The organism is Streptomyces sp. NBC_01618, from assembly GCF_045209435.1.
In the GTDB taxonomy this organism is placed as follows: Bacteria; Actinomycetota; Actinomycetes; order Streptomycetales; family Streptomycetaceae; genus Streptomyces.
Genome location: NZ_CP109297.1, coordinates 4,751,712 through 4,778,022 on the forward strand (window position 1 = coordinate 4,751,712; position 26,311 = coordinate 4,778,022).

Annotated in this window: 28 protein-coding genes; 25 read left to right on the forward strand and 3 right to left on the reverse strand. The window is 67.9% G+C overall.

Annotated features, from left to right (window positions below):
* Positions 1 to 56 precede the first annotated feature (56 nt).
* The 5 genes from OH735_RS22185 (at position 57) to tuf (ending at position 5,405) form a co-directional block, all read left to right on the forward strand.
* A complete protein-coding gene (locus OH735_RS22185) occupies positions 57 to 734 on the forward strand; it encodes a hypothetical protein (protein ID WP_406383273.1) in 678 nt (225 codons plus the stop codon).
* A gap of 304 nt (positions 735 to 1,038) precedes the next feature.
* Complete coding sequence (gene rpsL, locus OH735_RS22190; protein ID WP_003948652.1) at positions 1,039 to 1,410, forward strand: 30S ribosomal protein S12; 372 nt, start codon at positions 1,039 to 1,041, stop codon at positions 1,408 to 1,410.
* A gap of 2 nt (positions 1,411 to 1,412) precedes the next feature.
* Entirely contained in the window at positions 1,413 to 1,883 is a 471-nt protein-coding gene (gene rpsG / locus OH735_RS22195) for a 30S ribosomal protein S7 (RefSeq protein ID WP_093897234.1), read from the forward strand.
* 38 nt (positions 1,884 to 1,921) lie between these two features.
* Entirely contained in the window at positions 1,922 to 4,051 is a 2,130-nt protein-coding gene (gene fusA / locus OH735_RS22200; RefSeq protein ID WP_406383274.1) for an elongation factor G, read from the forward strand.
* 160 nt (positions 4,052 to 4,211) lie between these two features.
* Positions 4,212 to 5,405, forward strand: coding sequence for an elongation factor Tu (gene tuf, locus OH735_RS22205; protein WP_406383275.1), 1,194 nt, complete (start codon positions 4,212 to 4,214; stop codon positions 5,403 to 5,405).
* A 118-nt stretch (positions 5,406 to 5,523) separates the two neighbouring features.
* Here tuf and OH735_RS22210 read toward each other — a convergent pair whose 3' ends face one another.
* On the reverse strand, positions 5,524 to 6,723 hold the full coding sequence (locus tag OH735_RS22210; protein WP_406383276.1) for a sensor histidine kinase: 1,200 nt from the start codon (positions 6,721 to 6,723) through the stop codon (positions 5,524 to 5,526).
* Positions 6,724 to 6,987: 264 nt separating this feature from the next.
* Here OH735_RS22210 and OH735_RS22215 point away from each other — a divergent pair, with 264 nt between their 5' ends.
* Positions 6,988 to 13,260, forward strand: coding sequence for a DNRLRE domain-containing protein (locus OH735_RS22215; RefSeq protein ID WP_406383277.1), 6,273 nt, complete (start codon positions 6,988 to 6,990; stop codon positions 13,258 to 13,260).
* A gap of 725 nt (positions 13,261 to 13,985) precedes the next feature.
* Positions 13,986 to 14,195, forward strand: a complete 210-nt coding sequence (locus tag OH735_RS22220) for a hypothetical protein (RefSeq protein ID WP_406383278.1) — start codon at positions 13,986 to 13,988, stop codon at positions 14,193 to 14,195.
* Positions 14,196 to 14,275: 80 nt separating this feature from the next.
* Here OH735_RS22220 and OH735_RS22225 read toward each other — a convergent pair whose 3' ends face one another.
* Both OH735_RS22225 and OH735_RS22230 read right to left on the reverse strand, forming a co-directional pair.
* Positions 14,276 to 14,884 (reverse strand): response regulator, encoded by a 609-nt coding sequence (locus OH735_RS22225; protein ID WP_406383279.1) that lies wholly within the window; start codon positions 14,882 to 14,884, stop codon positions 14,276 to 14,278.
* 50 nt (positions 14,885 to 14,934) lie between these two features.
* On the reverse strand, positions 14,935 to 16,995 hold the full coding sequence (locus OH735_RS22230) for a PIG-L family deacetylase (RefSeq protein ID WP_406386683.1): 2,061 nt from the start codon (positions 16,993 to 16,995) through the stop codon (positions 14,935 to 14,937).
* Positions 16,996 to 17,869: 874 nt separating this feature from the next.
* On the opposite strand from OH735_RS22230, the gene rpsJ reads away from it, so the two are divergent.
* The 18 genes from rpsJ (at position 17,870) to rplR (ending at position 26,267) form a co-directional block, all read left to right on the forward strand.
* Positions 17,870 to 18,178 (forward strand): 30S ribosomal protein S10, encoded by a 309-nt coding sequence (gene rpsJ, locus OH735_RS22235; protein ID WP_003948644.1) that lies wholly within the window; start codon positions 17,870 to 17,872, stop codon positions 18,176 to 18,178.
* 13 nt (positions 18,179 to 18,191) lie between these two features.
* A complete protein-coding gene (gene rplC, locus OH735_RS22240; protein ID WP_266747960.1) occupies positions 18,192 to 18,836 on the forward strand; it encodes a 50S ribosomal protein L3 in 645 nt (214 codons plus the stop codon).
* A 4-nt stretch (positions 18,837 to 18,840) separates the two neighbouring features.
* Positions 18,841 to 19,491 (forward strand): 50S ribosomal protein L4, encoded by a 651-nt coding sequence (gene rplD, locus OH735_RS22245; RefSeq protein ID WP_406383280.1) that lies wholly within the window; start codon positions 18,841 to 18,843, stop codon positions 19,489 to 19,491.
* Positions 19,491 to 19,814 (forward strand): 50S ribosomal protein L23, encoded by a 324-nt coding sequence (gene rplW, locus OH735_RS22250; protein WP_014154589.1) that lies wholly within the window; start codon positions 19,491 to 19,493, stop codon positions 19,812 to 19,814. The genes rplD and rplW overlap by 1 nt, the downstream gene beginning before the upstream one ends.
* A 39-nt stretch (positions 19,815 to 19,853) precedes the next feature.
* The gene (gene rplB / locus OH735_RS22255; protein WP_406383281.1) at positions 19,854 to 20,690 is read left to right on the forward strand and encodes a 50S ribosomal protein L2; all 837 of its coding nucleotides are present in this window, start codon (positions 19,854 to 19,856) and stop codon (positions 20,688 to 20,690) included.
* Between the two features lie 12 nt (positions 20,691 to 20,702).
* Complete coding sequence (gene rpsS / locus OH735_RS22260) at positions 20,703 to 20,984, forward strand: 30S ribosomal protein S19 (protein ID WP_003966956.1); 282 nt, start codon at positions 20,703 to 20,705, stop codon at positions 20,982 to 20,984.
* Positions 20,985 to 21,027: 43 nt separating this feature from the next.
* Positions 21,028 to 21,375: a 50S ribosomal protein L22 gene (gene rplV, locus OH735_RS22265; RefSeq protein WP_004571827.1), complete on the forward strand. Its 348-nt coding sequence runs from the start codon at positions 21,028 to 21,030 to the stop codon at positions 21,373 to 21,375.
* A complete protein-coding gene (gene rpsC, locus OH735_RS22270) occupies positions 21,375 to 22,217 on the forward strand; it encodes a 30S ribosomal protein S3 (protein ID WP_093540760.1) in 843 nt (280 codons plus the stop codon). The genes rplV and rpsC overlap by 1 nt, the downstream gene beginning before the upstream one ends.
* 5 nt (positions 22,218 to 22,222) lie before the next feature.
* Entirely contained in the window at positions 22,223 to 22,642 is a 420-nt protein-coding gene (rplP, locus tag OH735_RS22275; RefSeq protein ID WP_014047785.1) for a 50S ribosomal protein L16, read from the forward strand.
* Entirely contained in the window at positions 22,642 to 22,866 is a 225-nt protein-coding gene (gene rpmC, locus OH735_RS22280) for a 50S ribosomal protein L29 (protein ID WP_015035581.1), read from the forward strand. Before rplP ends, rpmC begins: the two co-directional genes overlap by 1 nt.
* On the forward strand, positions 22,866 to 23,150 hold the full coding sequence (gene rpsQ, locus OH735_RS22285) for a 30S ribosomal protein S17 (protein WP_073786784.1): 285 nt from the start codon (positions 22,866 to 22,868) through the stop codon (positions 23,148 to 23,150). The genes rpmC and rpsQ overlap by 1 nt, the downstream gene beginning before the upstream one ends.
* 107 nt (positions 23,151 to 23,257) lie before the next feature.
* On the forward strand, positions 23,258 to 23,626 hold the full coding sequence (rplN, locus tag OH735_RS22290; protein ID WP_003966950.1) for a 50S ribosomal protein L14: 369 nt from the start codon (positions 23,258 to 23,260) through the stop codon (positions 23,624 to 23,626).
* Positions 23,627 to 23,628: 2 nt separating this feature from the next.
* On the forward strand, positions 23,629 to 23,952 hold the full coding sequence (rplX, locus tag OH735_RS22295) for a 50S ribosomal protein L24 (RefSeq protein WP_398632662.1): 324 nt from the start codon (positions 23,629 to 23,631) through the stop codon (positions 23,950 to 23,952).
* Complete coding sequence (rplE, locus tag OH735_RS22300) at positions 23,952 to 24,509, forward strand: 50S ribosomal protein L5 (protein ID WP_093897251.1); 558 nt, start codon at positions 23,952 to 23,954, stop codon at positions 24,507 to 24,509. The genes rplX and rplE overlap by 1 nt, the downstream gene beginning before the upstream one ends.
* Before the next feature lie 2 nt (positions 24,510 to 24,511).
* Positions 24,512 to 24,697, forward strand: coding sequence for a type Z 30S ribosomal protein S14 (locus OH735_RS22305; RefSeq protein WP_003948630.1), 186 nt, complete (start codon positions 24,512 to 24,514; stop codon positions 24,695 to 24,697).
* Between the two features lie 224 nt (positions 24,698 to 24,921).
* On the forward strand, positions 24,922 to 25,320 hold the full coding sequence (gene rpsH, locus OH735_RS22310) for a 30S ribosomal protein S8 (protein WP_030351444.1): 399 nt from the start codon (positions 24,922 to 24,924) through the stop codon (positions 25,318 to 25,320).
* A gap of 21 nt (positions 25,321 to 25,341) precedes the next feature.
* Positions 25,342 to 25,881 carry a 50S ribosomal protein L6 gene (gene rplF, locus OH735_RS22315; protein ID WP_406383282.1) on the forward strand — a complete coding sequence of 180 codons (540 nt, stop codon included), beginning with the start codon at positions 25,342 to 25,344 and terminating at the stop codon, positions 25,879 to 25,881.
* 2 nt (positions 25,882 to 25,883) lie between these two features.
* Complete coding sequence (gene rplR / locus OH735_RS22320) at positions 25,884 to 26,267, forward strand: 50S ribosomal protein L18 (protein ID WP_384452137.1); 384 nt, start codon at positions 25,884 to 25,886, stop codon at positions 26,265 to 26,267.
* Positions 26,268 to 26,311: the final 44 nt, after the last annotated feature.

Consider the following 26,311-nt stretch of genomic DNA (forward strand, 5'->3'; position numbering starts at 1 on the left):
ATACGCATGCCTCCGCCGGTGTGTGCGGTCCGGGCTGGACGGAAATGGGGGTGCGCGTGGCCGGGCGTAACGGGCGACCCCGGGTTCCGGCCGAAGAGCCCGCCACGCGGGATTCCCCCGCAGACTCCGCCGCGGACGCCACGACCGGAGCCGCAGCGCCCGCAGGCCCACTCGCCGAGGACCTCGCTCCAGCCGACCACCGGGCGGACGGAGCGGCATCGCCCGTCAGCGACTCCGCCGACGGGCCGGACACGCTGTCCGGGCTCCTCGCCGTACTCGGCGGCCATTTGGAGAGCCACACACTGGACGAGGTCATGGTGCTGCTGCGGGAGGAGATGGAGCGACGGGAACTGCGCGCCTACTCCAGCGGCTGGCGCGATGCCGCTGCCCACTACGAACCCGCGCTCCAGGAGGCGAGGGCCGCCGACGGACGTATGTTACGGCTGGTGAGGGGGGCATCCGGGCAGGCGGCGGTGATTCCTTTCCGGCAGCAGGGCCGCAACGCGACCGACCGCCGCACGGGCGACCGGGGCCGGGAGGGCGACGCCACGGACGAGCGGCCCGCCCGGACCGGACCGGCGGCCGGCGCCGAGCGAGGGGACAGGTCTCCCGCCCCCGCCCTGGTCCCCAAGAGCCGCAGCTCCCGGGTGCCCACGATCCCGCGGCTGCGCCCTCCGCCGCGCCGGCCGGCGGGAGGCACGGCCCCTGTCGCTCCCGACGGTGAGTCCCTGTGACGCGGGGCCGGGTTCGCGGGCGGGTTCGCCCGGCCTTCGGCGGGGACCCCGAGAGGGGTGGCCGCCTTCAGGGCATTTGTTTTGACCCAGGTCCGTGCGGTAGGTACGCTCAGACCTTGTGCCTGGGGTGTGTCTGGGCTCGTGTGCGTGTCCTCAACCGCACGGCGAGTCCGTCTTTGGCCACCGTGATCTGCGCTTCCACCGCCCTCGGGGCAGTGGCCCGCAGCATTCGACACACCCGACCGCGTGGGTCGGTGACGTTCCAGGTTAGTTTCACGAACGGCACACAGAAACCGGAGAAGTAGTGCCTACGATCCAGCAGCTGGTCCGGAAGGGCCGGCAGGACAAGGTCGAGAAGAACAAGACGCCCGCACTCGAGGGTTCGCCCCAGCGCCGCGGCGTCTGCACGCGTGTGTTCACGACCACCCCGAAGAAGCCGAACTCGGCACTCCGTAAGGTCGCGCGTGTGCGTCTGACCTCCGGTATCGAGGTCACGGCCTACATCCCGGGTGAGGGACACAACCTGCAGGAGCACTCCATCGTGCTCGTGCGTGGTGGCCGTGTGAAGGACCTGCCGGGTGTTCGTTACAAGATCATCCGCGGCTCGCTCGACACCCAGGGTGTCAAGAACCGCAAGCAGGCCCGCAGCCGCTACGGCGCCAAGAAGGAGAAGTAAGAATGCCTCGTAAGGGCCCCGCCCCGAAGCGCCCGGTCATCATCGACCCGGTCTACGGTTCTCCTCTTGTCACCTCGCTGATCAACAAGATCCTGCTCAACGGCAAGCGTTCCACTGCCGAGCGGATCGTGTACGGCGCCATGGAAGGCCTCCGCGAGAAGACCGGCAACGACCCGGTCATCACGCTGAAGCGCGCGCTTGAGAACGTCAAGCCCTCGCTCGAGGTCAAGTCCCGCCGTGTCGGTGGCGCCACCTACCAGGTGCCGATCGAGGTCAAGCCCGGTCGCGCCTCCACCCTCGCGCTGCGCTGGCTCGTGGGTTACTCCCGCGCCCGCCGCGAGAAGACCATGACCGAGCGTCTCATGAACGAGCTGCTCGACGCCTCCAACGGTCTTGGCGCTGCCGTCAAGAAGCGCGAGGACACCCACAAGATGGCCGAGTCCAACAAGGCCTTCGCGCACTACCGCTGGTAGTCGCTTCCCACATCGAGACCGAGAGAAGACTGAGCCTTATGGCCACCACTTCGCTTGACCTGGCCAAGGTCCGCAACATCGGGATCATGGCCCACATCGACGCGGGGAAGACGACCACCACCGAGCGGATCCTGTTCTACACCGGCGTCAGCTACAAGATCGGTGAGACGCACGAAGGCTCCGCCACGATGGACTGGATGGAGCAGGAGCAGGAGCGCGGCATCACGATCACGTCCGCCGCGACGACCTGTCACTGGCCGCTCAATGATGTTGACCACACCATCAACATCATCGACACCCCCGGTCACGTCGACTTCACCGTCGAGGTGGAGCGTTCGCTCCGTGTCCTCGACGGCGCCGTCACCGTGTTCGACGGTGTGGCGGGCGTCGAGCCGCAGTCCGAGACCGTCTGGCGTCAGGCGGACCGCTACGGCGTGCCGCGTATCTGCTTCGTCAACAAGCTCGACCGCACCGGCGCCGAGTTCCTCCGCTGCGTCGACATGATCGTCGACCGCCTCGGTGCGGTTCCGCTGGTCATGCAGCTCCCCATCGGCGCCGAGGCCGACTTCAAGGGCGTCGTCGACCTCGTGTCGATGAAGGCCTTCGTGTGGCCGGAAGAGGCCGCCAAGGGCGAGATGTACAACACCGTTGACATCCCGGACACCCACATCGAAGCGGCTCAGGAGTGGCGCGGCAAGCTGCTCGAGGCCGTCTCCGAGAACGACGACCAGATGATGGAGCTGTACCTGGAGGGCGTCGAGCCCACCGAGGAGCAGCTGCACGAGGCGATCCGTCGGATCACCCTCGCATCGAAGGGCGGCGCCGGCTCCGTCACCGTCACCCCGGTGTTCTGTGGCACGGCGTTCAAGAACAAGGGCGTACAGCCCCTGCTCGACGCGGTCGTCCGTTACCTGCCCTCCCCCCTGGACGTCGAGGCCATCGAGGGCCACGACGTCAAGGACCCCGAGGTTGTCGTCAAGCGCAAGCCCTCGGACGACGAGCCGTTCTCCGGCCTGGCGTTCAAGATCGCGAGCGACCCGCACCTCGGCAAGCTCACCTTCGTCCGGATCTACTCCGGTCGCCTCGAGGCCGGCACCGCGGTGCTGAACTCGGTCAAGGGCAAGAAGGAGCGCATCGGCAAGATCTACCGCATGCACGCGAACAAGCGTGAGGAGATCGCGTCGGTGGGCGCCGGCGACATCATCGCCGTCATGGGCCTGAAGCAGACCACCACCGGTGAGACGCTGTGTGACGACAAGAACCCGGTCATCCTGGAGTCCATGGACTTCCCGGCGCCGGTCATTCAGGTCGCCATCGAGCCCAAGTCCAAGGGCGACCAGGAGAAGCTGGGTGTCGCCATCCAGCGCCTCTCCGAGGAGGACCCGTCCTTCCAGGTGCACTCCGACGAGGAGACCGGCCAGACCATCATCGGTGGTATGGGCGAGCTTCACCTCGATGTGCTCGTCGACCGCATGAAGCGCGAGTTCCGCGTCGAGGCGAACGTCGGCAAGCCGCAGGTCGCGTACCGCGAGACGATCCGCAAGGCCGTCGAGCGCATCGACTACACGCACAAGAAGCAGACTGGTGGTACCGGCCAGTTCGCGAAGGTGCAGATCGCCCTTGAGCCCATCGAGGGTGGCGACGCGTCCTACGAGTTCGTCAACAAGGTCACCGGTGGCCGCATCCCCCGTGAGTACATCCCCTCGGTGGACGCGGGTGCGCAGGAAGCCATGCAGTTCGGCATCCTGGCCGGCTACGAGATGGTGGGCGTCCGCGTCACCCTTCTCGACGGTGGCTACCACGAGGTCGACTCCTCCGAGCTCGCCTTCAAGATCGCCGGTTCGCAGGCGTTCAAGGAGGGTGCTCGCAAGGCGTCCCCCGTGCTCCTGGAGCCGATGATGGCCGTCGAGGTCACCACGCCCGAGGACTACATGGGCGATGTCATCGGCGACCTCAACTCCCGCCGTGGCCAGATCCAGGCCATGGAGGAGCGCAGCGGCGCTCGCGTCGTGAAGGGCCTCGTGCCCCTCTCGGAGATGTTCGGCTACGTCGGAGACCTCCGCAGCAAGACCTCGGGTCGCGCAAGCTACTCGATGCAGTTCGACTCCTACGCCGAGGTTCCGCGGAACGTCGCCGAGGAGATCATCGCGAAGGCCAAGGGCGAGTAACTCACCCGAGCTCACGCTTTAGGCTTGTCACCGGAGCCTCGTGGGGCATTCGTCGCGGAGCGCAAGCAATGCGGTGAATGCCCCCGGCACCGGCATCCCAGCAAAGATCACCTGGCGCCGATGAAGCAAGGCGTACAGAACCACTCCACAGGAGGACCCAGTGGCGAAGGCGAAGTTCGAGCGGACTAAGCCGCACGTCAACATCGGCACCATCGGTCACATCGACCACGGTAAGACGACCCTCACGGCCGCCATTACCAAGGTGCTGCACGACGCGTACCCGGAACTGAACGAGGCCTCGGCCTTCGACCAGATCGACAAGGCTCCCGAGGAGCGCCAGCGCGGTATCACGATCTCGATCTCGCACGTCGAGTACCAGACGGAGTCGCGTCACTACGCGCACGTCGACTGCCCGGGTCACGCGGACTACATCAAGAACATGATCACGGGTGCGGCGCAGATGGACGGCGCCATCCTCGTGGTCGCCGCCACCGACGGCCCGATGCCGCAGACCAAGGAGCACGTGCTCCTGGCCCGCCAGGTCGGCGTTCCGTACATCGTCGTCGCCCTGAACAAGGCCGACATGGTGGACGACGAGGAGATCCTGGAGCTCGTCGAGCTCGAGGTCCGTGAGCTCCTCTCCGAGTACGAGTTCCCGGGCGACGACGTTCCGGTCGTCAAGGTCTCGGCGCTCAAGGCGCTCGAGGGCGACAAGGAGTGGGGCCAGTCCGTCCTCGACCTGATGAAGGCCGTCGACGAGGCGATCCCGCAGCCCGAGCGTGACGTCGACAAGCCGTTCCTGATGCCGATCGAGGACGTCTTCACGATCACCGGTCGTGGCACCGTCGTCACCGGTCGTATCGAGCGTGGTGTCCTGAAGGTCAACGAGACCGTCGACATCGTCGGTATCAAGGAGAACAAGACCACCACCACGGTCACCGGCATCGAGATGTTCCGCAAGCTGCTCGACGAGGGCCAGGCCGGTGAGAACGTCGGTCTGCTCCTCCGTGGCATCAAGCGCGAGGACGTCGAGCGCGGCCAGGTCATCATCAAGCCCGGTTCGGTCACGCCGCACACCGAGTTCGAGGCCCAGGCCTACATCCTGTCGAAGGACGAGGGTGGCCGTCACACCCCCTTCTTCAACAACTACCGCCCGCAGTTCTACTTCCGTACCACGGACGTGACGGGCGTTGTGACCCTTCCCGAGGGCACCGAGATGGTCATGCCGGGCGACAACACCGTCATGAACGTCGCGCTGATCCAGCCGGTCGCCATGGAAGAGGGCCTGAAGTTCGCCATCCGTGAGGGTGGCCGGACCGTGGGCGCCGGCCAGGTCACCAAGATCGTCAAGTAATTACCTGACTGTCTGACCTGGTTGCTCCGCACAGAGCACCGAGAAGGGCCCCGGCCCGCCGCGCAAGCGGTGGACCGGGGCCCTTCGGCGTCTGCCGGTGTCGTGCGGGGCCCCCGTGTCAGCCCACGCAGTCGCGTTGAGGTGCGGGGCGCCGTGGCCTGTCCGGGTGGCGGGCCGGGCCCGTGGTGCGGCTGCTGCCCGGCAGTGGCAGCCGCACCAGCAGACGGAAGTGTCCCGGTGACGGTCGCTGGGCGGTCACGGTTCCGCCGAGTGCGGCCGCGCGGGCGGTGAGGTTGGTGAGGCCGGTGCCGGGAGCGGTGGTACCGGGGGAGTCGGCGGCGTCGTTGCCCACGGAGAGTTCGACGGATCGGTGGTCGGTGGGTGTCTTGTGGACGACGCTCAGGGAGATCGAGCAGTGGGTCGCGCTGGAGTGATGCAGGACGTTGGCGACGGCCTCCCGCGCGACCACCGCGAGGCAGTGGTCGACGGCCCGGGGCAGTTCGGCGGTGATCGGCGCGATGTCGCTGCGCACGGTGATCCCGGCGGTGGCGAGGACATGGACCGCCTGGGCGAGCTCCGTGGCCAGTGACAGGGTGACGTTGTCGCGGGAGACGGCACGAACCTCGGCGAGGGTGCGCCGGGCGATGGCGGCGATCTCGTCGAGTGCGGCGGCGGGCTCGTCGTCCTTCGTGCGCTGGGAGGCGCGGATAGCGATCAGGGCGAGCGCGGAGCCGAGGACGTCGTGCAGATCGCGGGCGATCCGGTCGCGTTCGGTCTGTACGGCCGCGTGGGCGGCGTGGTTCTGGGCGGCGTGCAACCGGGCGACCAACAGGGCGAGCTGGGCGATGCCGTAGACACTGCCCGCCGTGGTCAGTGTGGCTAACAGGACGCCGAGCCCGCTGCGGTTCTCGAACTCAAGACCGCTGACCAGGAGCGGCCCGCTGACACAGACTGCCACCGCGACGATCAAGGAGGCGGGGCGCGGAAGGGTCAGCAGGACGGCCCCGGCCAGGAAGCCCAGCAGACTCAGCCAGGGCAGCTTGAGCAGCAGCACCGGTCCGTAGGTGAGTCCGGCCTGGAGGATCAGGAGAACCCATCGGGCCCGGTAGCCCAGGCGGTACGGCGGGGGCGCGTACTGCCCGAGGAGCACTGCGGGCAGGAGGATCAGCAGGAGCAGGGCGGTCACGGCCGACCGGCGGCTCAGCGGGAGCGTGACGAGGTCCAGTGCGAGCAGCGCGACGGTCCCGCCGACCAGGAGAACAAGTGCGGGGCCGGCGGTGAGGGCGTGGCGAGAGACAGGGCGACGTAAACGGAGCATCGACTTCCACGACTTGGGAGGGGTGCGGAGGGTTGTACGACCGGCCGGCGACCGATGCCGGGAAAGAGGCTGTCGTGCGTACCCCGGGGCTGATCGCTTCCTGCCCGCGCCCCGTAGCGGTTGACGTCGGGTCGGGCCGGGGTCCGTCATGGCCTGTGGTGATCCGGATGTGAAGCCGTATTAGTGACGTGGTCACTTCACTACCCGTGGTGCGGAGATTTGACTCGTCGGCGTTGTGATCGTCGGACGAGGGAGTCACCTCCGGTGAAAATCGAGTGGAACACGAAAAGAGCCCCGAATGCGGCCAGGAAGAGACGGGTCCTGCCCCGGATCGCCCTGACCCTGGCGGGCCTGCTGGTTGCGGAGGTGGCTGTCACCGCGGCCACGACCGGCGAGGCCGTCGGCCTGCCCGCCGGTAGGGGGGAGGCACTGTCCCGCACCACTCCCGCGCCCGCGAAGAAGGTCACCGAGGCCGCCGACGTGAACGCGGCGCGGGTCGCGGCCCGGCTCTCGGGCAACCGCGTGGAGGTCCTGTCCGAGCGGACCGAGACCTCGACCACGTACGCGGAGCCGGACGGGACCCTGTCGGCCGAGTTGTTCCAGGCACCGGTACGCATGCGCGAGAGCAATGGTGCGTGGGCCGACATCGACACCGAGCTGAAGCGGGTCGGCCGGGACTACGAGCCGCGTACGGCACTCGCCGACATCACGGTGACCGGCGGAGGGACCACCGAGCCCGGACTGCTGGCCTCCGTCGAGCGCGGCGCGAAGTCGTTCGGCATGGGCTGGCAGGAGGCGCTCCCCAAGGCCGAGGTCGACGGTGACACCGCTTCCTACGACCTGGGCGGCAGCCAGACCCTGACGGTACGGGCACTGGCCGACGGGTTCGAGCAGAACGTCGTCCTCGACAAGGCACCGGAGCAGCCCCCCGTCTACCGGATTCCGTTGCGGCTGAAGGGTCTTGTGCTGTTCAGGGACGACGAGACCGGACGGCTGCTGCTCAAGGACGCGGCGGGCAAGCTGACCGCCGAGGCGCCGGCGCCGGTGATGTGGGACTCGTCCACCGATCCCGCGTCGGGCGAGTCCCGGCATCTCGCCCAGGTGGACACCAGCATCGAGACGGAGAAGGACGGCGCGCAGACGCTGGTGCTCAAGCCCGACCCGGAGTACTTCCGGGCGTCCGGGCTCACCTACCCCGTGACCGTCGACCCGACCTCGACACTGGCGGCGTCCACCGACACCTGGGTGGCGACCAACTACCCCGACTCGCAATCGTCGTCCAAGGAGCTGAAGTCCGGGACATACGACGCGGGTTCGACGAAGGCACGGTCGTACCTGAAGTTCGACGTCGCCAAGTTCGGTGGGCAGAAGATCCTTTCGGCGAACCTGTCGCTGTACTCGTACTGGTCCGCGACCTGCTCCACCAGTGGCTCCGGTACGCAGATACGCCGGGTCACCTCGTCGTGGACGAACTCCGGACTGACCTGGGGAGCCCAGCCGTCCACCACTGCGACCGGGGCGGTCATCAGCACCAAGGCGCTCGGATTCTCGTCGGCCTGCCCGGCGGGAACCGTCAACTTCAACGTCGCGGGCATCGTTCAGGCATGGGCGGACGGGGCTGCCAACTACGGCGTGCAGGTGAGTGGTGTCACCGAGACGGACTCCTCCACCTGGCGCCGATACCGCTCGTCCAAGTACGCCGCCGGTGACAACGCGGTGGAACCGCACCTCACCGTGAAGTACAACTCGTACCCCGCGAAGCCGACGTCGGTGGCCATCGCGCCGTCACAGGTGAACGCCTACAACGGCAAGCGGTATGTCACCTCCCTCACCCCGCAGCTCTCGGCCAAGGTGACCGACGCGGACGGCGACACGGTCAAGGGGCAATTCGAGATCACTCCGGACCCCCAGTACACCGACGGGGCGGGTTACGCGTACACCGCCACGAGTGCCGGTGTCGCCTCCGGCGGAACCGCGAAGATCACGGTCCCGGCGGCGAACGCCTTCCCGTCCGGCTCGCACCTGCGCTACCGGGTGCGGGGCTATGACGGCTCGCTGTACGGGGCGTGGACCGGCTACACCACCTTCGTGCTGAACACGGCGAAGCCCGCCGCGCCCGGCGTCAGTTGTGTCCCGTACACCAAGGACACCTGGACGGAGAAGAACGCCGACGGTGCCCAGTGCACCTTCTCCACCACCTCCACCGACGGCCAGGGGTATCTGTACGGTCTGAACGACCCGGCCACCCCGAAGCGGATCGACGACACGGTCAAGGGCAGCGGCGGCATCCCGCTGACCGTCACCCTCAAGCCGGACGACGGTTGGCACACCCTCTACGCGCGGACGATCGACTCGGGCGGCAATCTGTCCAACGCCACCACCGCGTACGAGTTCGGCGTCGGGGACGGCGCGGCCCTCCTGACGCCTCGTGACGGCGACCGGCCGGCCCGGCGGCTGAGCCTCGGTGCGAAAGGCAAGCCCACCTACACCGGTGTCACGTACCAGTACCGACGGGGAGAGACGGACACCTGGGCCAACGTTCCCTCCGCCGCCGTCACCAAGGACGCCGACGGATCGAAGGTGACCGGCTGGCCTTTGGCCACCACCGCGGGCAGCCCGCCGAAGCTGACGTGGAACATCACCGACAGCCTCGCCGAGGACGGCCCGGTCGACGTCCGGGCAGCCTTCACGGACGGCTCGGTGACCCGCTACTCCCCGGTGGCGACCGTGACGGTCGACCGCAACGCGGGGACCGCGCCGAGCGAATCGGTGGGCCCCGGCACGGTGAACCTGCTGACCGGCGACTTCACCCTCTCCGAGACCGACGCCTCCGCCTTCGACTTGTCCGTCACGCGCACCGCCTCCTCGCGGAAGTCCGATGCCGGGGCGAAGCAGAGCGGGCAGTTCCCGATCTACGGCAAGGAGTGGAGCGCGGGCACGGTCGCGGAGCTGACCGAGTCCGACTGGTCGTACCTCAAGCAGTCCACCACGACCTCGGTTGCCCTGGTGGACGTCGACGGCGAGGAGTTGGGCTTCACCAAGCTCAACAACGGTGGCTGGAAGCCGGAGCCCGGCGCCGATGAGTTCACCCTGACCGGTTCGCTGACCGGGTCGTTCACGCTGAAGGACACCGAAGGCACGGTCACGGTCTTCACCAAGCCGTCGGGCGCCACCACCTGGCAGGTCGCCTCCTCCGCCATGGACGGCCTCACCAACTCCACCACCACCGTGGTCTCCGAGACGCTGACCGTGGGAACGGACAAGCTGGTCCGCCCCGCCCGCGTCATCGCACCCACCTCGGCCGTGTCCGCGAGCACCTGCACGGCGACGCCGTCCACCAAGGGCTGCCGCTCACTGGAGTTCGTCTACGCGACGTCCACCACCGCCACAGGGAGCACGCCGGGCGACTTCAAGGACCAACTGCGTGAGATCCGCCTCTGGGCCACGGCGCCGGGTGCGTCGGCGGCCACGTCGAAGGCCGTGCAGACGTTCGGCTACGACAGCGCGGGCCGGCTGCGTCAGGCCTGGGACCCGCAGATCTCGCCCGCTCTGAAGACGGAGTACGCGTACGACGACGCGGGCCGGATCACCCAGGTGACGCCGCCGGGCGAGCTGCCGTGGACCATGACGTACGGCAAGGCGGGCAACGCGGCGACCGCCGGTGACGGCATGCTCCTGAAAGTGTCGCGTGCCGCCCTCAAGCCGGGCACGACCGCCACGCCCGAGGGCACGGCGACCACGAGCCTCGTCTACGACGTGCCGCTGAGCGGAACCAAGGCCCCGTACACACTGGGCACCTCGGACACCGCGGCCTGGGGCCAGGGCGCGGCGCCGACCGACGCGACCGCCGTCTTCCCCGCCGACGCCGTCCCCGCCTCCAACGCGGGTTCGGGGCTCGGCGCGGGCGACTACAAGCGGGCCACCGTCACCTACACCGACGCCTCCGGCCGCCAGGTCAACACCGCGCAGCCCGGCGGGCATCTGTCCGCCACCGATTACGACCAGTACGGCAACACCGTGCGCGAGCTGACCGCCCGCAACCGGGAGATCGCCGTGGGCAGGACAGCGGCGGCGAAGGAGACCCTGGCCGGCCTCGGCCTCGACGGACTGTCCTCGGCGGCGCGCGCCGAACTGCTCGCCACCCGCACCGTCTACGACGACAAGGGCACCAAGGAACTGGAGGAGTTCGGCCCGGTCCGCCGCGTCGACCTGACCACGTCAGTCACCGCCGGTTCGACCACGCTTCCGGCAGGTGAGTCGGTGGTGGCCCGCACCTGGACGAAGAACACCTACGACGAGGGCCGTCCCACCGACGGAACGGCGACGGTGGAGAACCAGATCACCAAGGTCGTCACCGGAGCCCAGCTCCTGGACTTCCCGGCGATCCATGCCGAGCAGCGGGTGACCCAGACGGTCTACGACTGGGTCAAGGGCCTGCCGACGAAGACGATCACCGACCCGTCCGGCCTCGCCCTGACCACCACCAAGGAGTACGACACCCAGGGCCGTATCACCAAGGAGCTGCTGCCCGGCGCCACCGGAACGGATGCTGCCACCCGCGTCACGACGTACTGGTCGGCGACCGGTACCGGCACCTGCGCCGGGCGCCCCGAGTGGGCGGACCTGGTCTGCACCACCGGACCCGCCGGGGCCGTCACGGGCGGCGGGAGCAACCCGAGCGGCCTGCCGGTGACCACAACCGAGTACGGCTGGCACGGGACGCCGGCCAAGGCGACCGAGACCGCGAACGGCGTCACCCGCACCACGACGACCACGTACGACGACGCCGGGCGTGCCCTCAGGACGGCGACGACGGGCGGCGTCGGGGCGGCGGTGCCGGACGCCACGACCGAGTACGACCCGAAGACCGGTCAGGCAGTCCGCACGGTCTCCACGACCGGCGGCACGATCACCAAGGCGTTCGACGAGCTGGGCCGTGAGGTGTCCTACACGGACGCGGACGGCGGGGTGACCACCACCGAGTACGACCTGCTCGGCCGCCGGACGAAGGTCACGGACTCCGTCCCGTCGACGGTGACGTACACCTACGACCACAGTGCCGAGCCGCGCGGCCTGGCCACGAAGACGGTGGACTCGGTGGCGGGAGCCTTCACGACCGCGTACGACGCGGACGGCGGGGTCGCTACCGAGCGGCTGCCCGGCGGCTACACCCTCACCGTGGACCAGGACACCACCGGCACCACGGTGGGCCGCACCTACACGCGGGACAGCGATGGCGTAATGGTGGCCTCGGACATGGTCTCCGAGTCCGTCCACGGGCAGGTCACGTCGCACACCGGCTGGTCGGCGCAGGAGTACGGGTACGACAAGGCGGGCCGGCTGACGTCGGTCGACGACACGGTGGGCGAGGTGTGCACGCGCCGCGCCTACACCTTCGACAAGCGCACCAACCGCACCCGGCTGACGTCGTCGGCCGCGGCGGAGGGCGCCGACTGCACGAGCACGGGCACGGTCACGACGACGTCGCACGCCTACGACAGCGGCGACCGACTGGTCGACGCGGGGTACGCGTACGACGCGTTCGGCCGCACCACGGCCATGCCGGGCTCGTCCTTCGCGTACTACGCCAACGATCTGGTCCAGGCCCAGATCACGGACGACCAGCGCCAGACCTGGACGCTGGAGGCGGCGCGCCGATTCCGGTCCTTCACTGTCGAGACCGACATCGACGGTACCTGGGCCCGGTCGGCGTCCAAGCGCAACCACTACGACGGTGACGGGGACAGCCCCCGCTGGACGGAGGAGGACACGGCCGCGGGGACGAGCGGCGCGGTGAGCCGCAATGTCGAGTCCGCGTCGGGCGACCTCGCCGCGACGACGGGTTCGGCGGGTGGAAGCACCGTCCTGCAACTCACCAACGTCCACGGGGACGTGATGCTCGCCCTCCCGCTCGCGGAGGGGGAAGACATCGTCGCGTTCGACAGCGACGAGTACGGCAATCCGCGGGCCGGGCAGCTGCCGGTGCGATATGGCTGGCTCGGCGGCAAGCAGCGCTCGGCGGAGACCCTCACCGGTCTCACCCTCATGGGCGTCCGCCTCTACAATGCGCAGACGGGGCGCTTCCTCACTCTTGATCCCGTATATGGCGGCAACGCAAACGCCTATACCTACCCTGCCGATCCCATCAACAGTTACGACCTGGACGGCAAATGGGCTTGGAACGATCGGATCGGAAGAAATGCTCTCTGGCGCACCACCTACTGGAGCGCCCGAGTCACCCTCACGGTTGGGTTTATCGCCTCCCCCTTCTCCAGGTACAGAAACGCTCGCCAGGTGTGGCGAGCCGTCAAGTCCCCGCGCAAGACTGTGAAGAGGGCAAAGGGATGCTTCAGGAGTCGAGCCAACGGCCTTGAGTGTGCCGGCTCGGCGATCGGTTTCACGGCCGACCTGAGATCGCAGTACAACAACTACACGCGATCTGTCGACTCTCTGTGGCGGACGCGCCCGGCGAAGTGGTTTAAGAAATACGTTTGGTGCGGACCTGGATCCAGAGCATCGGGCTGCCGACGTCGTTAGTTTGAGTCCTGGGCTTACGGGAGGGCTCAAGATGGTCAGCCCTCCCGTAAGCCCCACCCCGGAGAAATGACTAACATGCAAAAGAAATGGACAGAAGAGCCCTCTGGGAAAGTAGTCTTCATCCTGGGAGGTTTGATATTCACCTTCTCCTCTTGGGGTTCCTGGTGGGCCGTACTTCCGGGAATCGTCACCGTCGGCTGGCTCATCCTGCTTTTTCAGGACGTCAAGGAATCCATCAAAACCAAGAGGTTGCGGAGTAAAGGCGACTGAAGGGCTGACATACGCCTCGCGGCGGTCCGGCGGCACCCACCTGGATCGAGCTCAGACCCGCACCAGCAGATTTTACCGCCTCCTCGGCCCAGCTGCCCGAAGGGCGGTTCTGGACGAACGACGGCCCGATGTCTGCCGAGGCGATTGACCGCCGCGTCGCGTGCCGCGCGTCTGAACGACCGTCTCCTGAGCATGTTTGACGGCTGTCGGCCTCGGCTGTCCAGCCGAACACTCAGAACGGTGCGGCGGTGCTTCGAGTCCGGCGGCAGGTTCCTCCACGGTGCCGGGCCGGGCAGACCGCGGTGCGCGATTTCCGGAACCGGGACGCCGATCGCCGATGCCGGGATGACGGGAAGAGCTCATTGACGAATGACGGCCGTCGTTCGGTCTGCAGGAATTCCACAGGAAAGTCCAGCTGCCGGTGACCGAAGTTCAGCCCATGAGAAGAAGGACCGATGCACCGATACAAGTTGACGTTTCTCCTGGTTTTCGTCCCCTCCATGCTGGGAAGCGGGATCAGCAGAATCAAAGATTCTGGCTGGTCGCTGATATGGGGCGTGCTGGAAGTGGCACTCGGTGTCGCGATCTCGGTGGGCGCGATCGGTGAGATCCGGGAGGGGCTGAAGCGCAGACGCGAGGAGGGGGAGCGCAAAGCCGGCCCGTGAGTAAGTACCCCGTCGACGACCGAAATGGGGCTATGCGTCAGTAAATGATGGGGAACCGGTTGATCTGGCGGTCGGGACCGTCAGATCCACCCGTGCCGCTCCCCGATGCGCACCGCGTCGACGAGGGTGCGCGCGTGCAGTTTGCCCGTGGCGAGGGAGAGGTGGTTGCGGACGGTGCGTACGGAGAGGAACAGCTCGACCGCCGTCTCGGTGGCGCTCATGCCCTGGGCGGCCAGGCGCAGGATGTCGGTTTCGCGTGGGGTGAGCGGGGAGGCGCCGGCGTTTCCCTCCTCGGCGAGCAGACCGGAGTCGTACACCGTGCCGCCTGCCGTTACCGTGCGGATCGCGGCCAGTACCTGCCTGGCCGAGGTCGACTTCAGCAGGTAGCCGGCGACGCCCGCTGCCCTGGCCGCCCGCAGATGGCCTGGCCGGTCGAGCACGGTCAGGATGAGGGTGCGGCATGTCGGCAGTCGTTCGGCGAGTTCGCGAGCCGTGGTGATGCCGTCCTGGCCGGGCATGGCGACATCCAGCACCGCCACGTCGGGCCGGGCGGCCAGCGCGGCGGCGAGTACCTCGTCCCCGCGGGCGGCCTGGGCCACGACCTCGATACCGGGTTCGCGCGCCAGCACGGAGACCAGTCCCTCCCGTACGACCGTCATGTCTTCGGCGATCAGCACCTTGATGAGCATGATCAGAGGATCCCAGTCGGGGACCGCTGGGCACGTGCCCACCTGCGTCGTCAGGCCTGTTGGGGGCGCCAGAGCCAGGGGTGGGCGTCGGGTCCCAGGGCCACCGCCGTCGGCCGCCCGTCCCTGCCGACATGCAGCGCGGGCCCGTCCAGCGCCACCGGCCCGTGCTTGCGTACGGAGACCCCCTGGGCGGTACGGAGCTGGATCAGACCCTTCTCGGTGCGGCCGAGCAGCACCGGGCCGCGCGGCGACCGCGCGGCGGACACCGGCCCGTACCCGTCGAAGCCCACCCGGTCCTCGATCAGCCGCCCGTAGCCGTCGATGCCGGTCTCCGCCGCCGCCTCCCCGGTCCGTACGGTCGTCAGAGCGGCCTTCGCCGCCGCGCGGTAGAACAGCTCGACGGTCCCGTCCGCCCCGGGCAGTGCGGCCGGGCCGTCCCCGGGCACCGGCACCCCGCTGATCTGGGTGCGCGCGGTGACCGGGTCGCCGGGCGCGTCCTGCGTCCAGTGATGCACCGCGAACCGGCCCGCCGCGAAGACATGGACGCACCCGGCGTCGTCCACCACGGCATTCAGCCCGTCCTGGATCTCGCCGCCGCCCGTGTCCCGCCAACCGCTCCATCGGCCTGCCGTGTCCCGGACCCGGGTGCTGAGGCCCTTCTCCGCGTTCCGTACGAAGAGGTGGACCCGCCCGTCGGGGGCGGCGATCGCGACCGGGACGCCGATCCGGCGTCCGCCGTCGTGATCCCGCACCGGGTTGCCCAGCCCCTGCCAGGCACGGAAGCCGCCGCCGGGGGAGCGCTGCTCCAGCGCGACGATCTCGCGCTCGTTGTCCGCCCCGCGCCCGCCGAGCGCGGCGAACCGAAGCCCGAAGAGCAGCTGCCGCCCGTCCGGCAGGGTCGCGCAGCCCAGGACCGACGCGAGCGGACCGCCGCCGAGGTCGTCCGGAGAGTCCCACGTCGCGCTGCCCGGCGCGCTCTCGCGCCAGCGGACCGCCCGCAGCCCCAGCACCCCGTACGCGACGAGCCGGCCGTCCGGGTCGGTGGTGACGGCCGGGCGGGGGCCCGGGTAGCGGTAATGGGTGGACCGTACCCAGCCCTTCCGGTTGGTCAGCGGCCGGTTGCCGCCGACGCCGTAGTCACCGCAGCCCGCGGAGTTGCCGCAGTGCCAGTCGGCCGATCCCCCGTACGACACCAGGAGCGACGCCTTCTCGGCCAGCACGGCGGGCGGCAGATTCTTGGGCCAGTGCCGGTTGTAGTAGCCGCGGAACGCCGTGGTGGCGAAGCGCGGCACCCCGTCGCCGCCGCGGGTGGCCAGCGCCACCCAGCGGATCAGCGCCGTCCAGGTGAACAGCGCGGTCGCGGTGTGGTCGGGATGGTCGGAGTAACCCTTCTGCTCGCTGTCCCGTCGCCGGACGAGCTCACTGCTGTGCTGGATGTCGGGGTCCGGGTCCATGGTGTGCACGATGCTGGGCCGGTACCGGTCGAACAGCCCGACCAGGACGTCGATCAGTCCGTCGTACGTGTACGAGCCCACCTGCTGCAGCGGCGAGTTCTCGGCGACGACGGTGGGCAGGACGAGCCGCCGGTCCTGCCAGAGACCGGGTAGCCCGAGCCGCCCGTACGTGGTGTGCATGGCGGTGTTGATGAAGATCAGCTCGACCTTGCGGCCGGCGTTGCCGAGGTGGTTGATCTCGGCCCGGTGGTTGCCCTGCAGGGTGATGACGGACTTCTGCCACTGGGCGAACCGGCCGAGTCCGAGCAGCGTCGCGTACGCCTGGCGGAGCCCCTGGTGACGGGAGGAGGAGTACGCGGCCTTGTCGGGGGTGGGCAGGGGCCCGCCGGGCATGCGATTGATGCCGGTGGCCTCGCCGCCGGTCAGATAGACGCAGACCAGCGGCGTCCCCCCGTAGAACGCCTGCTGGGTGTCCGGGTTCATGAAGTACAGGTCGTCGTCCGGGTGGGCGAGGATCTGCATCATCAGGGCCGGGTGCGAGGTGCTGATCGGCAGGCCGGGCATCGGGTCCGCGGTGGGGTCGCTGCGGCGGAGCGACGCGGGCGCGGTGCAGGCGCTGAGGGCGGCCAGGCTCATCGCCCCGGCCGCCGCCGTCATCAGGGTGCGCCGCGGCACTCCCGTGCGAGCTGCGCCCAGCGCAGGTTCGTCCGTCACACCGTGCTCCGTCCACTTGCCTCGCAGCGGGCGGCTGTACGGGCCCTGCGCTGCGTGCCGAATCCGTGCAGACGGCGGGGGTCGAGCCGCTACTGCGGGGGGATAGACGGAGATTCCCCGGGGCGGGTTGCCTGGGTTTCTACGGGTGTGCGACAAGAACCCGCACGGCCTAGCGTGCGGGAGTGCGCACCATGAACACGTCGGTCGGGTCCTGCCGTTCCTCGGTGAGCCCGTGCCGGTCGTAGAGCGTCCGGCTGCAGGGCGGGTTCGGCCTCCTGGAGGGCGATGACATCCGCGTCCGCCGCACGCAGGGCGCCGAGGATGACGACGGCGTGCCCGGCCGGTAGCTGTAGGGCGGGGGTGCGGGACACTCGACCGAATTACGGGGAGAACGGCGCCCGGCAGGGCTCCGGCTGCGCGCCCGCGTTTGACCAACGGAACGCGCGGGGTAAGATCCCCCGCCCGATTGGCCAGGCTCGCGCCCCGTATGGCACACTGCTCAGGTTGCTCGGTTGAGTGTCAATGCTGCGCGCCTCCCGCCGGGAGGACCGGAAGCGAGTCCCACAGTACTCGTCGACCCCCTGCGGGTCGGACGTACGGGAATCTTCCGGGAAGCGTCAGTGGGGTACCGGCCAGGCACCCGGTGGGTGTTCCGCCCCCGGTCTCGCGGTCCTCGGGCCCGCACCCCCTTGGTTGGGAAATCCTTCGGGAGATCTGCGTAGAGGGGATGCGACACGCCCGACCGCGTGGGTCGGAGACGGAGTTACCAGAGCCCTCGGGTTCCAGAGCGTTACGAGAGACAGGACTACTAGTAGCCATGGCGGGACAGAAGATCCGCATCCGGCTCAAGGCCTACGACCACGAGGTCATCGACTCCTCGGCGAAGAAGATCGTCGAGACGGTGACCCGCACTGGTGCGTCGGTCGCGGGCCCGGTGCCGCTGCCCACTGAGAAGAACGTGTACTGCGTCATCAAGTCGCCGCACAAGTACAAGGACTCGCGCGAGCACTTCGAGATGCGCACGCACAAGCGCCTCATCGACATCCTCGACCCCACGCCGAAGACGGTTGACTCGCTGATGCGTCTCGACCTGCCGGCGGGCGTCGACATCGAGATCAAGCTCTGAGGTGACGCGCGAGATGGCTAAGAACATTAAGGGCGTCCTGGGCGAGAAGCTCGGCATGACCCAGGTCTGGGACGAGAACAACCGGGTCGTCCCGGTGACCGTCGTCAAGGCCGGGCCCTGTGTCGTCACCCAGGTCCGCACCAACGACCGCGACGGTTACGAGTCGGTTCAGCTCGCCTTCGGCGAGATCGACCCGCGCAAGGTGAACAAGCCCCTCAAGGGCCACTTCGCCAAGGCCGACGTGACCCCGCGCCGCCACCTGGTGGAGCTCCGCACCCCTGACGCCGGCGAGTACACGCTGGGCCAGGAGGTCACCGCCGAGGTGTTCGAGTCCGGCGTCAAGGTCGACGTCACGGGCAAGAGCAAGGGCAAGGGCTTCGCCGGTGTCATGAAGCGTCACAACTTCAAGGGCGGCAAGGCGTCCCACGGTGCCCACCGTGTGCACCGCATGCCCGGCTCCATCGGTGGCTGTGCCACCCCCGGCCGTGTCTTCAAGGGCATGCGCATGGCGGGTCGCATGGGCAACGAGCGTGTCACCACCCAGAACCTGACCATCCACGCGGTTGACGCGGAGAAGGGTCTGCTCCTCATCAAGGGCGCGGTCCCCGGTCCGAACGGCGGCCTCGTCCTGGTCCGTACCGCGGCCAAGGGGGCTTGAGGTAATGAGCACCATTGACATCCTTTCGCCGGCAGGCGACAAGGCCGGTACCGTCGAGCTCCCCGCGGAGATCTTCGACGCCAAGACCAGCGTTCCGCTGATCCACCAGGTCGTTGTCGCGCAGCTGGCAGCTGCCCGTCAGGGCACGCACAAGACCAAGACCCGCGCCGAGGTCCGTGGCGGTGGCCGCAAGCCGTACCGCCAGAAGGGCACCGGCCGCGCGCGCCAGGGTTCGACCCGTGCGCCGCAGTTCGCCGGCGGTGGCGTCGTCCACGGCCCGCAGCCGCGTGACTACTCGCAGCGGACCCCGAAGAAGATGAAGGCCGCCGCCCTGCGCGGTGCCCTCTCGGACCGGGCCCGTCACTCCCGTATCCACGTCGTCACCGGCGTGGTCGACGGTGCGGTGTCCACGAAGGCCGCCAAGACGCTGTTCGGTAAGATCTCGGAGCGCAAGAACCTGCTCCTGGTCGTCGACCGCGCCGACGAGGCCGCGTGGCTGTCCGCCCGCAACCTGCCCCAGGTGCACATCCTGGAGCCGGGCCAGCTGAACACGTACGACGTGATCGTCTCTGACGACGTGGTCTTCACCCAGGCCGCCTTCGAGTCCTTCGTGTCTGGCCCCCAGACCGCTGAGACCGAAGGGAGCGACGCCTGATGAGCGAGGCGACCGTTACCAGCAAGACCTACTCGGACCCGCGCGACGTTCTCGTCAAGCCGGTTGTTTCCGAGAAGAGCTACGCGCTGCTCGACGAGAACAAGTACACGTTCATCGTCGCGCCCGGCTCCAACAAGACCCAGATCAAGCAGGCCGTGGAAGCGGTCTTCTCGGTCAAGGTCACCGGGGTCAACACGATCAACCGGCAGGGTAAGCGCAAGCGCACCAAGACCGGTTTCGGCAAGCGCGCTGACACCAAGCGCGCCATCGTGACCCTCGCCGAGGGCGACCGTATCGACATCTTCGGCGGCCCGACCTCCTGACGGAGGTCGAGTCGTCCGGAATCGGACGAGGACTGAGAAATGGGTATCCGCAAGTACAAGCCGACGACCCCGGGCCGTCGTGGCTCCAGCGTCGCCGACTTTGTCGAGATCACGCGGTCCACGCCGGAGAAGTCGCTGGTCCGCCCCCTGCACAGCAAGGGCGGCCGTAACAACGCCGGTCGTGTGACCGTTCGCCACCAGGGCGGTGGCCACAAGCGCGCCTACCGAGTGATCGACTTCCGTCGTCACGACAAGGACGGCGTGCCGGCCAAGGTCGCGCACATCGAGTACGACCCGAACCGCACCGCGCGCATCGCGCTGCTCCACTACGCGGACGGCGAGAAGCGTTACATCCTCGCCCCGCGTGGCCTGGTTCAGGGTGACCGCGTCGAGAACGGTCCGGCCGCAGACATCAAGCCGGGCAACAACCTGGCGCTGCGCAACATCCCGGTCGGTACGACGCTCCATGCCATCGAGCTGCGGCCCGGCGGCGGCGCGAAGTTCGCCCGTTCCGCGGGTGCCTCCGTGCAGCTGCTGGCGAAGGAGGGCACCATGGCCCACCTTCGTATGCCGTCGGGTGAGATCCGCCTGGTCGACGCCCGCTGCCGCGCCACGATCGGCGAGGTCGGCAACGCCGAGCAGTCGAACATCAACTGGGGCAAGGCCGGCCGCATGCGCTGGAAGGGCGTCCGCCCGACCGTCCGCGGTGTCGCGATGAACCCGGTTGACCACCCGCACGGTGGTGGTGAGGGCAAGACCTCCGGTGGTCGCCACCCGGTCTCGCCGTGGGGTCAGAAGGAGGGTCGTACTCGCTCGCCGAAGAAGGCATCGAGCAAGTACATCGTCCGCCGCCGCAAGACGAACAAGAAGCGCTAGGAGCGGGTTTAGATGCCGCGCAGTCTCAAGAAGGGGCCCTTCGTCGACGGCCACCTCATCAAGAAGGTGGACGTACAGAACGAGGCAGGCACCAAAAACGTCATCAAGACCTGGTCCCGTCGCTCGATGATCGTCCCGGCCATGCTGGGTCACACCATCGCGGTGCACAACGGCAAGATCCACGTCCCGGTGTTCGTCACCGAGTCGATGGTCGGCCACAAGCTCGGCGAGTTCTCGCCGACTCGCACCTTCCGCGGCCACGTCAAGGACGACCGGAAGTCGAAGCGCCGCTAACCGCGGGGTGGAAACGACTATGACTCACACCGAAGGGACAACCATGGAAGCCAGGGCCCAGGCGCGGTACATCCGCGTCACGCCCATGAAGGCCCGCCGCGTGGTGGACCTCATCCGTGGCATGGATGCCACGGAGGCTCAGGCGGTCCTGCGTTTCGCCCCGCAGGCCGCGAGCGTGCCGGTTGGCAAGGTGCTGGACAGCGCCATTGCCAACGCTGCACACAACTACGACCACACCGACGCCTCTTCGCTGGTCATCAGCGAGGCGTACGTGGACGAGGGCCCGACCCTGAAGCGGTTCCGTCCGCGTGCTCAGGGCCGTGCCTACCGGATCCGTAAGCGGACCAGCCACATCACCGTGGTCGTCAGCAGCAAGGAAGGAACCCGGTAATGGGCCAGAAGGTAAACCCGCACGGGTTCCGGCTCGGCATCACCACGGACTTCAAGTCCCGTTGGTACGCCGACAAGCTGTACAAGGACTACGTCAAGGAAGACGTCGCCATTCGTCGCATGATGACGAAGGGCATGGAGCGGGCCGGCATCTCGAAGGTCGAGATCGAGCGCACCCGCGACCGCGTCCGCGTTGACATCCACACTGCCCGCCCGGGCATCGTCATCGGCCGCCGCGGCGCCGAGGCCGACCGCATCCGTGGCGAGCTGGAGAAGCTGACCGGCAAGCAGGTCCAGCTGAACATCCTCGAGGTCAAGAACCCCGAGGTGGACGCTCAGCTGGTGGCCCAGGCCGTCGCCGAGCAGCTCTCCTCCCGCGTCTCCTTCCGTCGTGCCATGCGCAAGAGCATGCAGAGCTCGATGAAGGCCGGCGCCAAGGGCATCAAGATCCAGTGCGGTGGCCGCCTCGGCGGCGCCGAGATGTCCCGCTCGGAGTTCTACCGCGAGGGCCGTGTGCCCCTGCACACGCTCCGCGCGAACGTCGACTACGGCTTCTTCGAGGCCAAGACGACCTTCGGCCGCATCGGTGTGAAGGTCTGGATCTACAAGGGCGACGTCAAGAACATCGCCGAGGTCCGCGCCGAGAACGCCGCTGCCCGCGCCGGCAACCGTCCGGCCCGTGGCGGCGCTGACCGCCCGGCCGGCCGCGGTGGCCGCGGTGGCGAGCGTGGCGGTCGCGGTCGCAAGCCGCAGCAGCAGTCGGCTCCGGCTGCCGAGGCCCCCAAGGCCGAGGCTCCCGCCGCTGCCGCTCCGGCTGCCGAGAGCACCGGAACGGAGGCCTGACCGAAATGCTGATCCCCCGTAGGGTCAAGCACCGCAAGCAGCACCACCCGAAGCGCAGCGGTATGTCCAAGGGTGGCACGCAGGTTGCGTTCGGCGAGTACGGCATCCAGGCGCTGACCCCGGCGTACGTGACGAACCGCCAGATCGAGGCAGCTCGTATCGCGATGACCCGCCACATCAAGCGTGGCGGCAAGGTCTGGATCAACATCTACCCGGACCGTCCCCTGACGAAGAAGCCTGCCGAGACCCGCATGGGTTCCGGTAAGGGTTCTCCCGAGTGGTGGATCGCGAACGTCAAGCCGGGTCGGGTGATGTTCGAGCTGTCCTACCCGAACGAGAAGATTGCTCGTGAGGCGCTTACCCGCGCTGCTCACAAGCTTCCGATGAAGTGCCGGATCGTTCGGCGCGAGGCAGGTGAGTCGTGATGTCGGCCGGTACCAAGGCGTCCGAGCTGCGCGAGCTGGGCAACGAGGAGCTCCTCAACAAGCTCCGCGAGGCCAAGGAAGAGCTGTTCAACCTCCGCTTCCAGGCGGCGACCGGGCAGCTCGAGAACCACGGCCGGCTCAAGTCCGTCCGTAAGGACATCGCCCGGATCTACACCCTGATGCGCGAGCGCGAGCTGGGCATCGAGACGGTGGAGAGCGCCTGATGAGCGAGAAGACTGTGACTGAGACGAACACTGACCGCGGTTTCCGCAAGACCCGTGAGGGCCTGGTCGTCAGCGACAAGATGGACAAGACCGTCGTCGTCGCTGTCGAGGACCGTGTCAAGCACGCGCTGTACGGCAAGGTCATCCGCCGTACGAACAAGCTCAAGGCGCACGACGAGCAGAACGCCGCAGGCGTCGGCGACCGCGTCCTCCTGATGGAGACCCGGCCGCTGTCCGCCACGAAGCGGTGGCGCATCGTCGAGATCCTCGAGAAGGCCAAGTAATTCCTGAGGGGCATTCCCCTCAGGCAGGTTCCGCCAGGCTCGGTGGGGGTCCGCTCCGGTAACGGAGTGGCCCCCGCCGGGAACCGGCAGACGATCAGGAGATAGACGTGATCCAGCAGGAGTCGCGACTTCGCGTCGCCGACAACACGGGTGCGAAGGAAATCCTCACCATCCGTGTTCTCGGTGGTTCGGGTCGCCGCTACGCGGGCATCGGTGACGTCATCGTCGCCACCGTCAAGGACGCGATCCCCGGTGGCAACGTGAAGAAGGGTGACGTCGTCAAGGCCGTCATCGTTCGCACCGTCAAGGAGCGTCGTCGCCAGGATGGCTCGTACATCCGCTTCGACGAGAACGCCGCCGTCATTCTGAAGAACGACGGCGACCCCCGCGGCACCCGTATCTTCGGCCCGGTGGGCCGTGAGCTGCGCGAGAAGAAGTTCATGAAGATCATCTCGCTCGCGCCGGAGGTGCTGTAAGCATGAAGATCAAGAAGGGCGACCTGGTTCAGGTCATCACCGGTAAGGACAAGGGCAAGCAGGGCAAGGTCGTCGTGGCCTACCCCGCTCAGGACCGCGTCCTCGTCGAGGGTGTCAACCGGGTCAAGAAGCACACCAAGGCCGGTCAGACCGCTCGCGGTTCGCAGACCGGTGGCATCGTCACGACCGAGGCCCCCATTCACGTGAGCAACGTTCAGCTCGTCGTGGAGAAGGACGGCAACAAGGTCGTCACGCGCGTCGGTTACCGCTTCGACGACGAAGGCAACAAGATCCGCGTTGCCAAGCGGACGGGTGAGGACATCTGATGGCTACCACCACCACTCCGCGTCTGAAGACGAAGTACCGCGAGGAAATCGCCGGCAAGCTGCGTGAGGAGTTCTCGTTCGAGAACGTCATGCAGATCCCCGGTCTGGTCAAGATCGTGGTCAACATGGGTGTGGGCGACGCCGCCCGCGACTCCAAGCTGATCGACGGCGCCGTGCGCGACCTCACCACGATCACCGGCCAGAAGCCGGCCGTCACCAAGGCCCGCAAGTCCATCGCGCAGTTCAAGCTGCGCGAGGGCCAGCCGATCGGCTGCCACGTCACCCTCCGCGGTGACCGCATGTGGGAGTTCCTGGACCGTACGCTGTCGCTCGCGCTGCCGCGTATCCGTGACTTCCGTGGCCTGTCGCCGAAGCAGTTCGACGGCCGTGGCAACTACACCTTCGGTCTCACGGAGCAGGTCATGTTCCACGAGATCGACCAGGACAAGATCGACCGGGTCCGGGGCATGGACATCACCGTGGTCACCACGGCGACCAATGACGACGAGGGTCGTGCCCTCCTTCGTCACCTCGGCTTCCCGTTCAAGGAGAACTGACCGTGGCGAAGAAGGCTCTGATCGCTAAGGCCGCCCGTAAGCCGAAGTTCGGCGTTCGCGGGTACACCCGCTGCCAGCGCTGCGGCCGGCCCCACTCCGTCTACCGCAAGTTCGGCCTGTGCCGCGTGTGCCTTCGTGAGATGGCCCACCGTGGCGAGCTGCCGGGCGTGACCAAGAGCTCCTGGTAATTCTCCTTCGCCCTCCGGGCGTTGGGAATTGACGGAAGCTCTCGGTAAGCATCTGGTCGGCAGGAGCCCGCCCTCACATGCCGTAGGCTTGTGGGGTTGGGCGCCTGCCGCCCAAGACCGACTTACTACGCCGTAGGTCCCCGCACCGCACCCGTCCCGCCACTGAGTGGGGAGAGGGATGGCGCATACAGGAAACCCCGGCGAGAGAGGCCGAAGGCCAATTCATGACCATGACTGATCCCATCGCAGACATGCTCACGCGTCTGCGTAACGCGAACTCGGCGTACCACGACGACGTCGTGATGCCGCACAGCAAGATCAAGTCGCACATCGCGGAGATCCTCCAGCAGGAGGGCTTCATCACCGGCTGGAAGGTCGAGGACGCCGAGGTCGGCAAGAACCTCGTCCTCGAGCTGAAGTTCGGCCCGAACCGCGAGCGCTCGATCGCCGGCATCAAGCGAATCTCGAAGCCGGGTCTGCGTGTATACGCAAAGTCCACCAACCTGCCGAAGGTCCTCGGCGGCCTGGGCGTGGCGATCATCTCCACGTCCCACGGTCTCCTGACCGGCCAGCAGGCCAGCAAGAAGGGCGTAGGTGGGGAAGTCCTCGCCTACGTCTGGTAGTCGGGAACGGAGGAATAGCTCATGTCGCGAATCGGCAAGCTCCCCATCCAGGTTCCCGCCGGTGTGGACGTCACCATCGATGGCCGCACGGTCGCGGTGAAGGGCCCCAAGGGCACCCTCACGCACACCGTCGCGTCGCCGATCGAGGTCACCAAGGGTGAGGACGGCTTCCTCAGCGTCATCCGCCCGAACGACGAGCGTCAGAACAAGGCCCTCCACGGCCTGTCCCGCACGCTGGTGGCGAACATGATCACCGGTGTGACCCAGGGATACACCAAGGCGCTCGAGATCAGTGGTGTCGGTTACCGCGTCCAGGCGAAGGGCTCCAACCTGGAGTTCGCCCTGGGCTACAGCCACCCGATCCTGATCGAGGCCCCGGAGGGCATCACCTTCAAGGTGGAGTCCCCCACGAAGTTCTCCGTCGAGGGCATCGACAAGCAGAAGGTCGGCGAGACCGCGGCCAAGATCCGCAAGCTGCGGAAGCCTGACCCGTACAAGGCCAAGGGCGTCAAGTACGCCGGCGAGGTCATCCGCCGCAAGGTCGGAAAGGCTGGTAAGTAGCCATGGCATACGGCGTGAAGATCGCCAAGGGCGACGCCTACAAGCGTGCCGCCCTCAAGCGTCGCCACATCCGCATCCGCAAGCACATCTCCGGTTCGCCGGAGCGTCCCCGCTTGGTCGTGACGCGGTCCAACCGCCACATGGTCGCTCAGGTCATCGACGACATCGCGGGCCACACGCTCGCGTCGGCGTCGACCCTGGACGTTTCCATCCGTGGTGGCGAGGGCGACAAGAGCACCCAGGCCAAGCAGGTCGGCGCCCTGGTCGCTGAGCGTGCCAAGGCCGCAGGCGTCGAGGCCGTCGTGTTTGACCGCGGTGGTAACCAGTACGCCGGGCGGATTGCCGCTCTGGCTGACGCCGCCCGTGAAGCCGGGCTGAAGTTCTAAGCCCCGGTTCCTACGCACAGCGGACGTAACAGAGAGAGGTAAAT

What these genes read in the sequence shown, in the direction of transcription:
- rpsG (WP_093897234.1), top strand. Translation starts at nt 1,413, where the DNA reads ATGCCTCGTAAGGGCCCCGCCCCGAAGCGCCCGGTCATCATCGACCCG.
- fusA (WP_406383274.1), top strand. Translation starts at nt 1,922, where the DNA reads ATGGCCACCACTTCGCTTGACCTGGCCAAGGTCCGCAACATCGGGATC.
- OH735_RS22210 (WP_406383276.1), bottom strand. Translation starts at nt 6,723, where the DNA reads ATGCTCCGTTTACGTCGCCCTGTCTCTCGCCACGCCCTCACCGCCGGC.
- OH735_RS22220 (WP_406383278.1), top strand. Translation starts at nt 13,986, where the DNA reads ATGCACCGATACAAGTTGACGTTTCTCCTGGTTTTCGTCCCCTCCATG.
- OH735_RS22225 (WP_406383279.1), bottom strand. Translation starts at nt 14,884, where the DNA reads ATGCTCATCAAGGTGCTGATCGCCGAAGACATGACGGTCGTACGGGAG.
- OH735_RS22230 (WP_406386683.1), bottom strand. Translation starts at nt 16,995, where the DNA reads ATGACGGCGGCGGCCGGGGCGATGAGCCTGGCCGCCCTCAGCGCCTGC.
- rpsJ (WP_003948644.1), top strand. Translation starts at nt 17,870, where the DNA reads ATGGCGGGACAGAAGATCCGCATCCGGCTCAAGGCCTACGACCACGAG.
- rplC (WP_266747960.1), top strand. Translation starts at nt 18,192, where the DNA reads ATGGCTAAGAACATTAAGGGCGTCCTGGGCGAGAAGCTCGGCATGACC.
- rplD (WP_406383280.1), top strand. Translation starts at nt 18,841, where the DNA reads ATGAGCACCATTGACATCCTTTCGCCGGCAGGCGACAAGGCCGGTACC.
- rplW (WP_014154589.1), top strand. Translation starts at nt 19,491, where the DNA reads ATGAGCGAGGCGACCGTTACCAGCAAGACCTACTCGGACCCGCGCGAC.
- rplB (WP_406383281.1), top strand. Translation starts at nt 19,854, where the DNA reads ATGGGTATCCGCAAGTACAAGCCGACGACCCCGGGCCGTCGTGGCTCC.
- rpsS (WP_003966956.1), top strand. Translation starts at nt 20,703, where the DNA reads ATGCCGCGCAGTCTCAAGAAGGGGCCCTTCGTCGACGGCCACCTCATC.
- rplV (WP_004571827.1), top strand. Translation starts at nt 21,028, where the DNA reads ATGGAAGCCAGGGCCCAGGCGCGGTACATCCGCGTCACGCCCATGAAG.
- rpsC (WP_093540760.1), top strand. Translation starts at nt 21,375, where the DNA reads ATGGGCCAGAAGGTAAACCCGCACGGGTTCCGGCTCGGCATCACCACG.
- rplP (WP_014047785.1), top strand. Translation starts at nt 22,223, where the DNA reads ATGCTGATCCCCCGTAGGGTCAAGCACCGCAAGCAGCACCACCCGAAG.
- rpmC (WP_015035581.1), top strand. Translation starts at nt 22,642, where the DNA reads ATGTCGGCCGGTACCAAGGCGTCCGAGCTGCGCGAGCTGGGCAACGAG.
- rpsQ (WP_073786784.1), top strand. Translation starts at nt 22,866, where the DNA reads ATGAGCGAGAAGACTGTGACTGAGACGAACACTGACCGCGGTTTCCGC.
- rplX (WP_398632662.1), top strand. Translation starts at nt 23,629, where the DNA reads ATGAAGATCAAGAAGGGCGACCTGGTTCAGGTCATCACCGGTAAGGAC.
- rplE (WP_093897251.1), top strand. Translation starts at nt 23,952, where the DNA reads ATGGCTACCACCACCACTCCGCGTCTGAAGACGAAGTACCGCGAGGAA.
- rpsH (WP_030351444.1), top strand. Translation starts at nt 24,922, where the DNA reads ATGACCATGACTGATCCCATCGCAGACATGCTCACGCGTCTGCGTAAC.
- rplF (WP_406383282.1), top strand. Translation starts at nt 25,342, where the DNA reads ATGTCGCGAATCGGCAAGCTCCCCATCCAGGTTCCCGCCGGTGTGGAC.
- rplR (WP_384452137.1), top strand. Translation starts at nt 25,884, where the DNA reads ATGGCATACGGCGTGAAGATCGCCAAGGGCGACGCCTACAAGCGTGCC.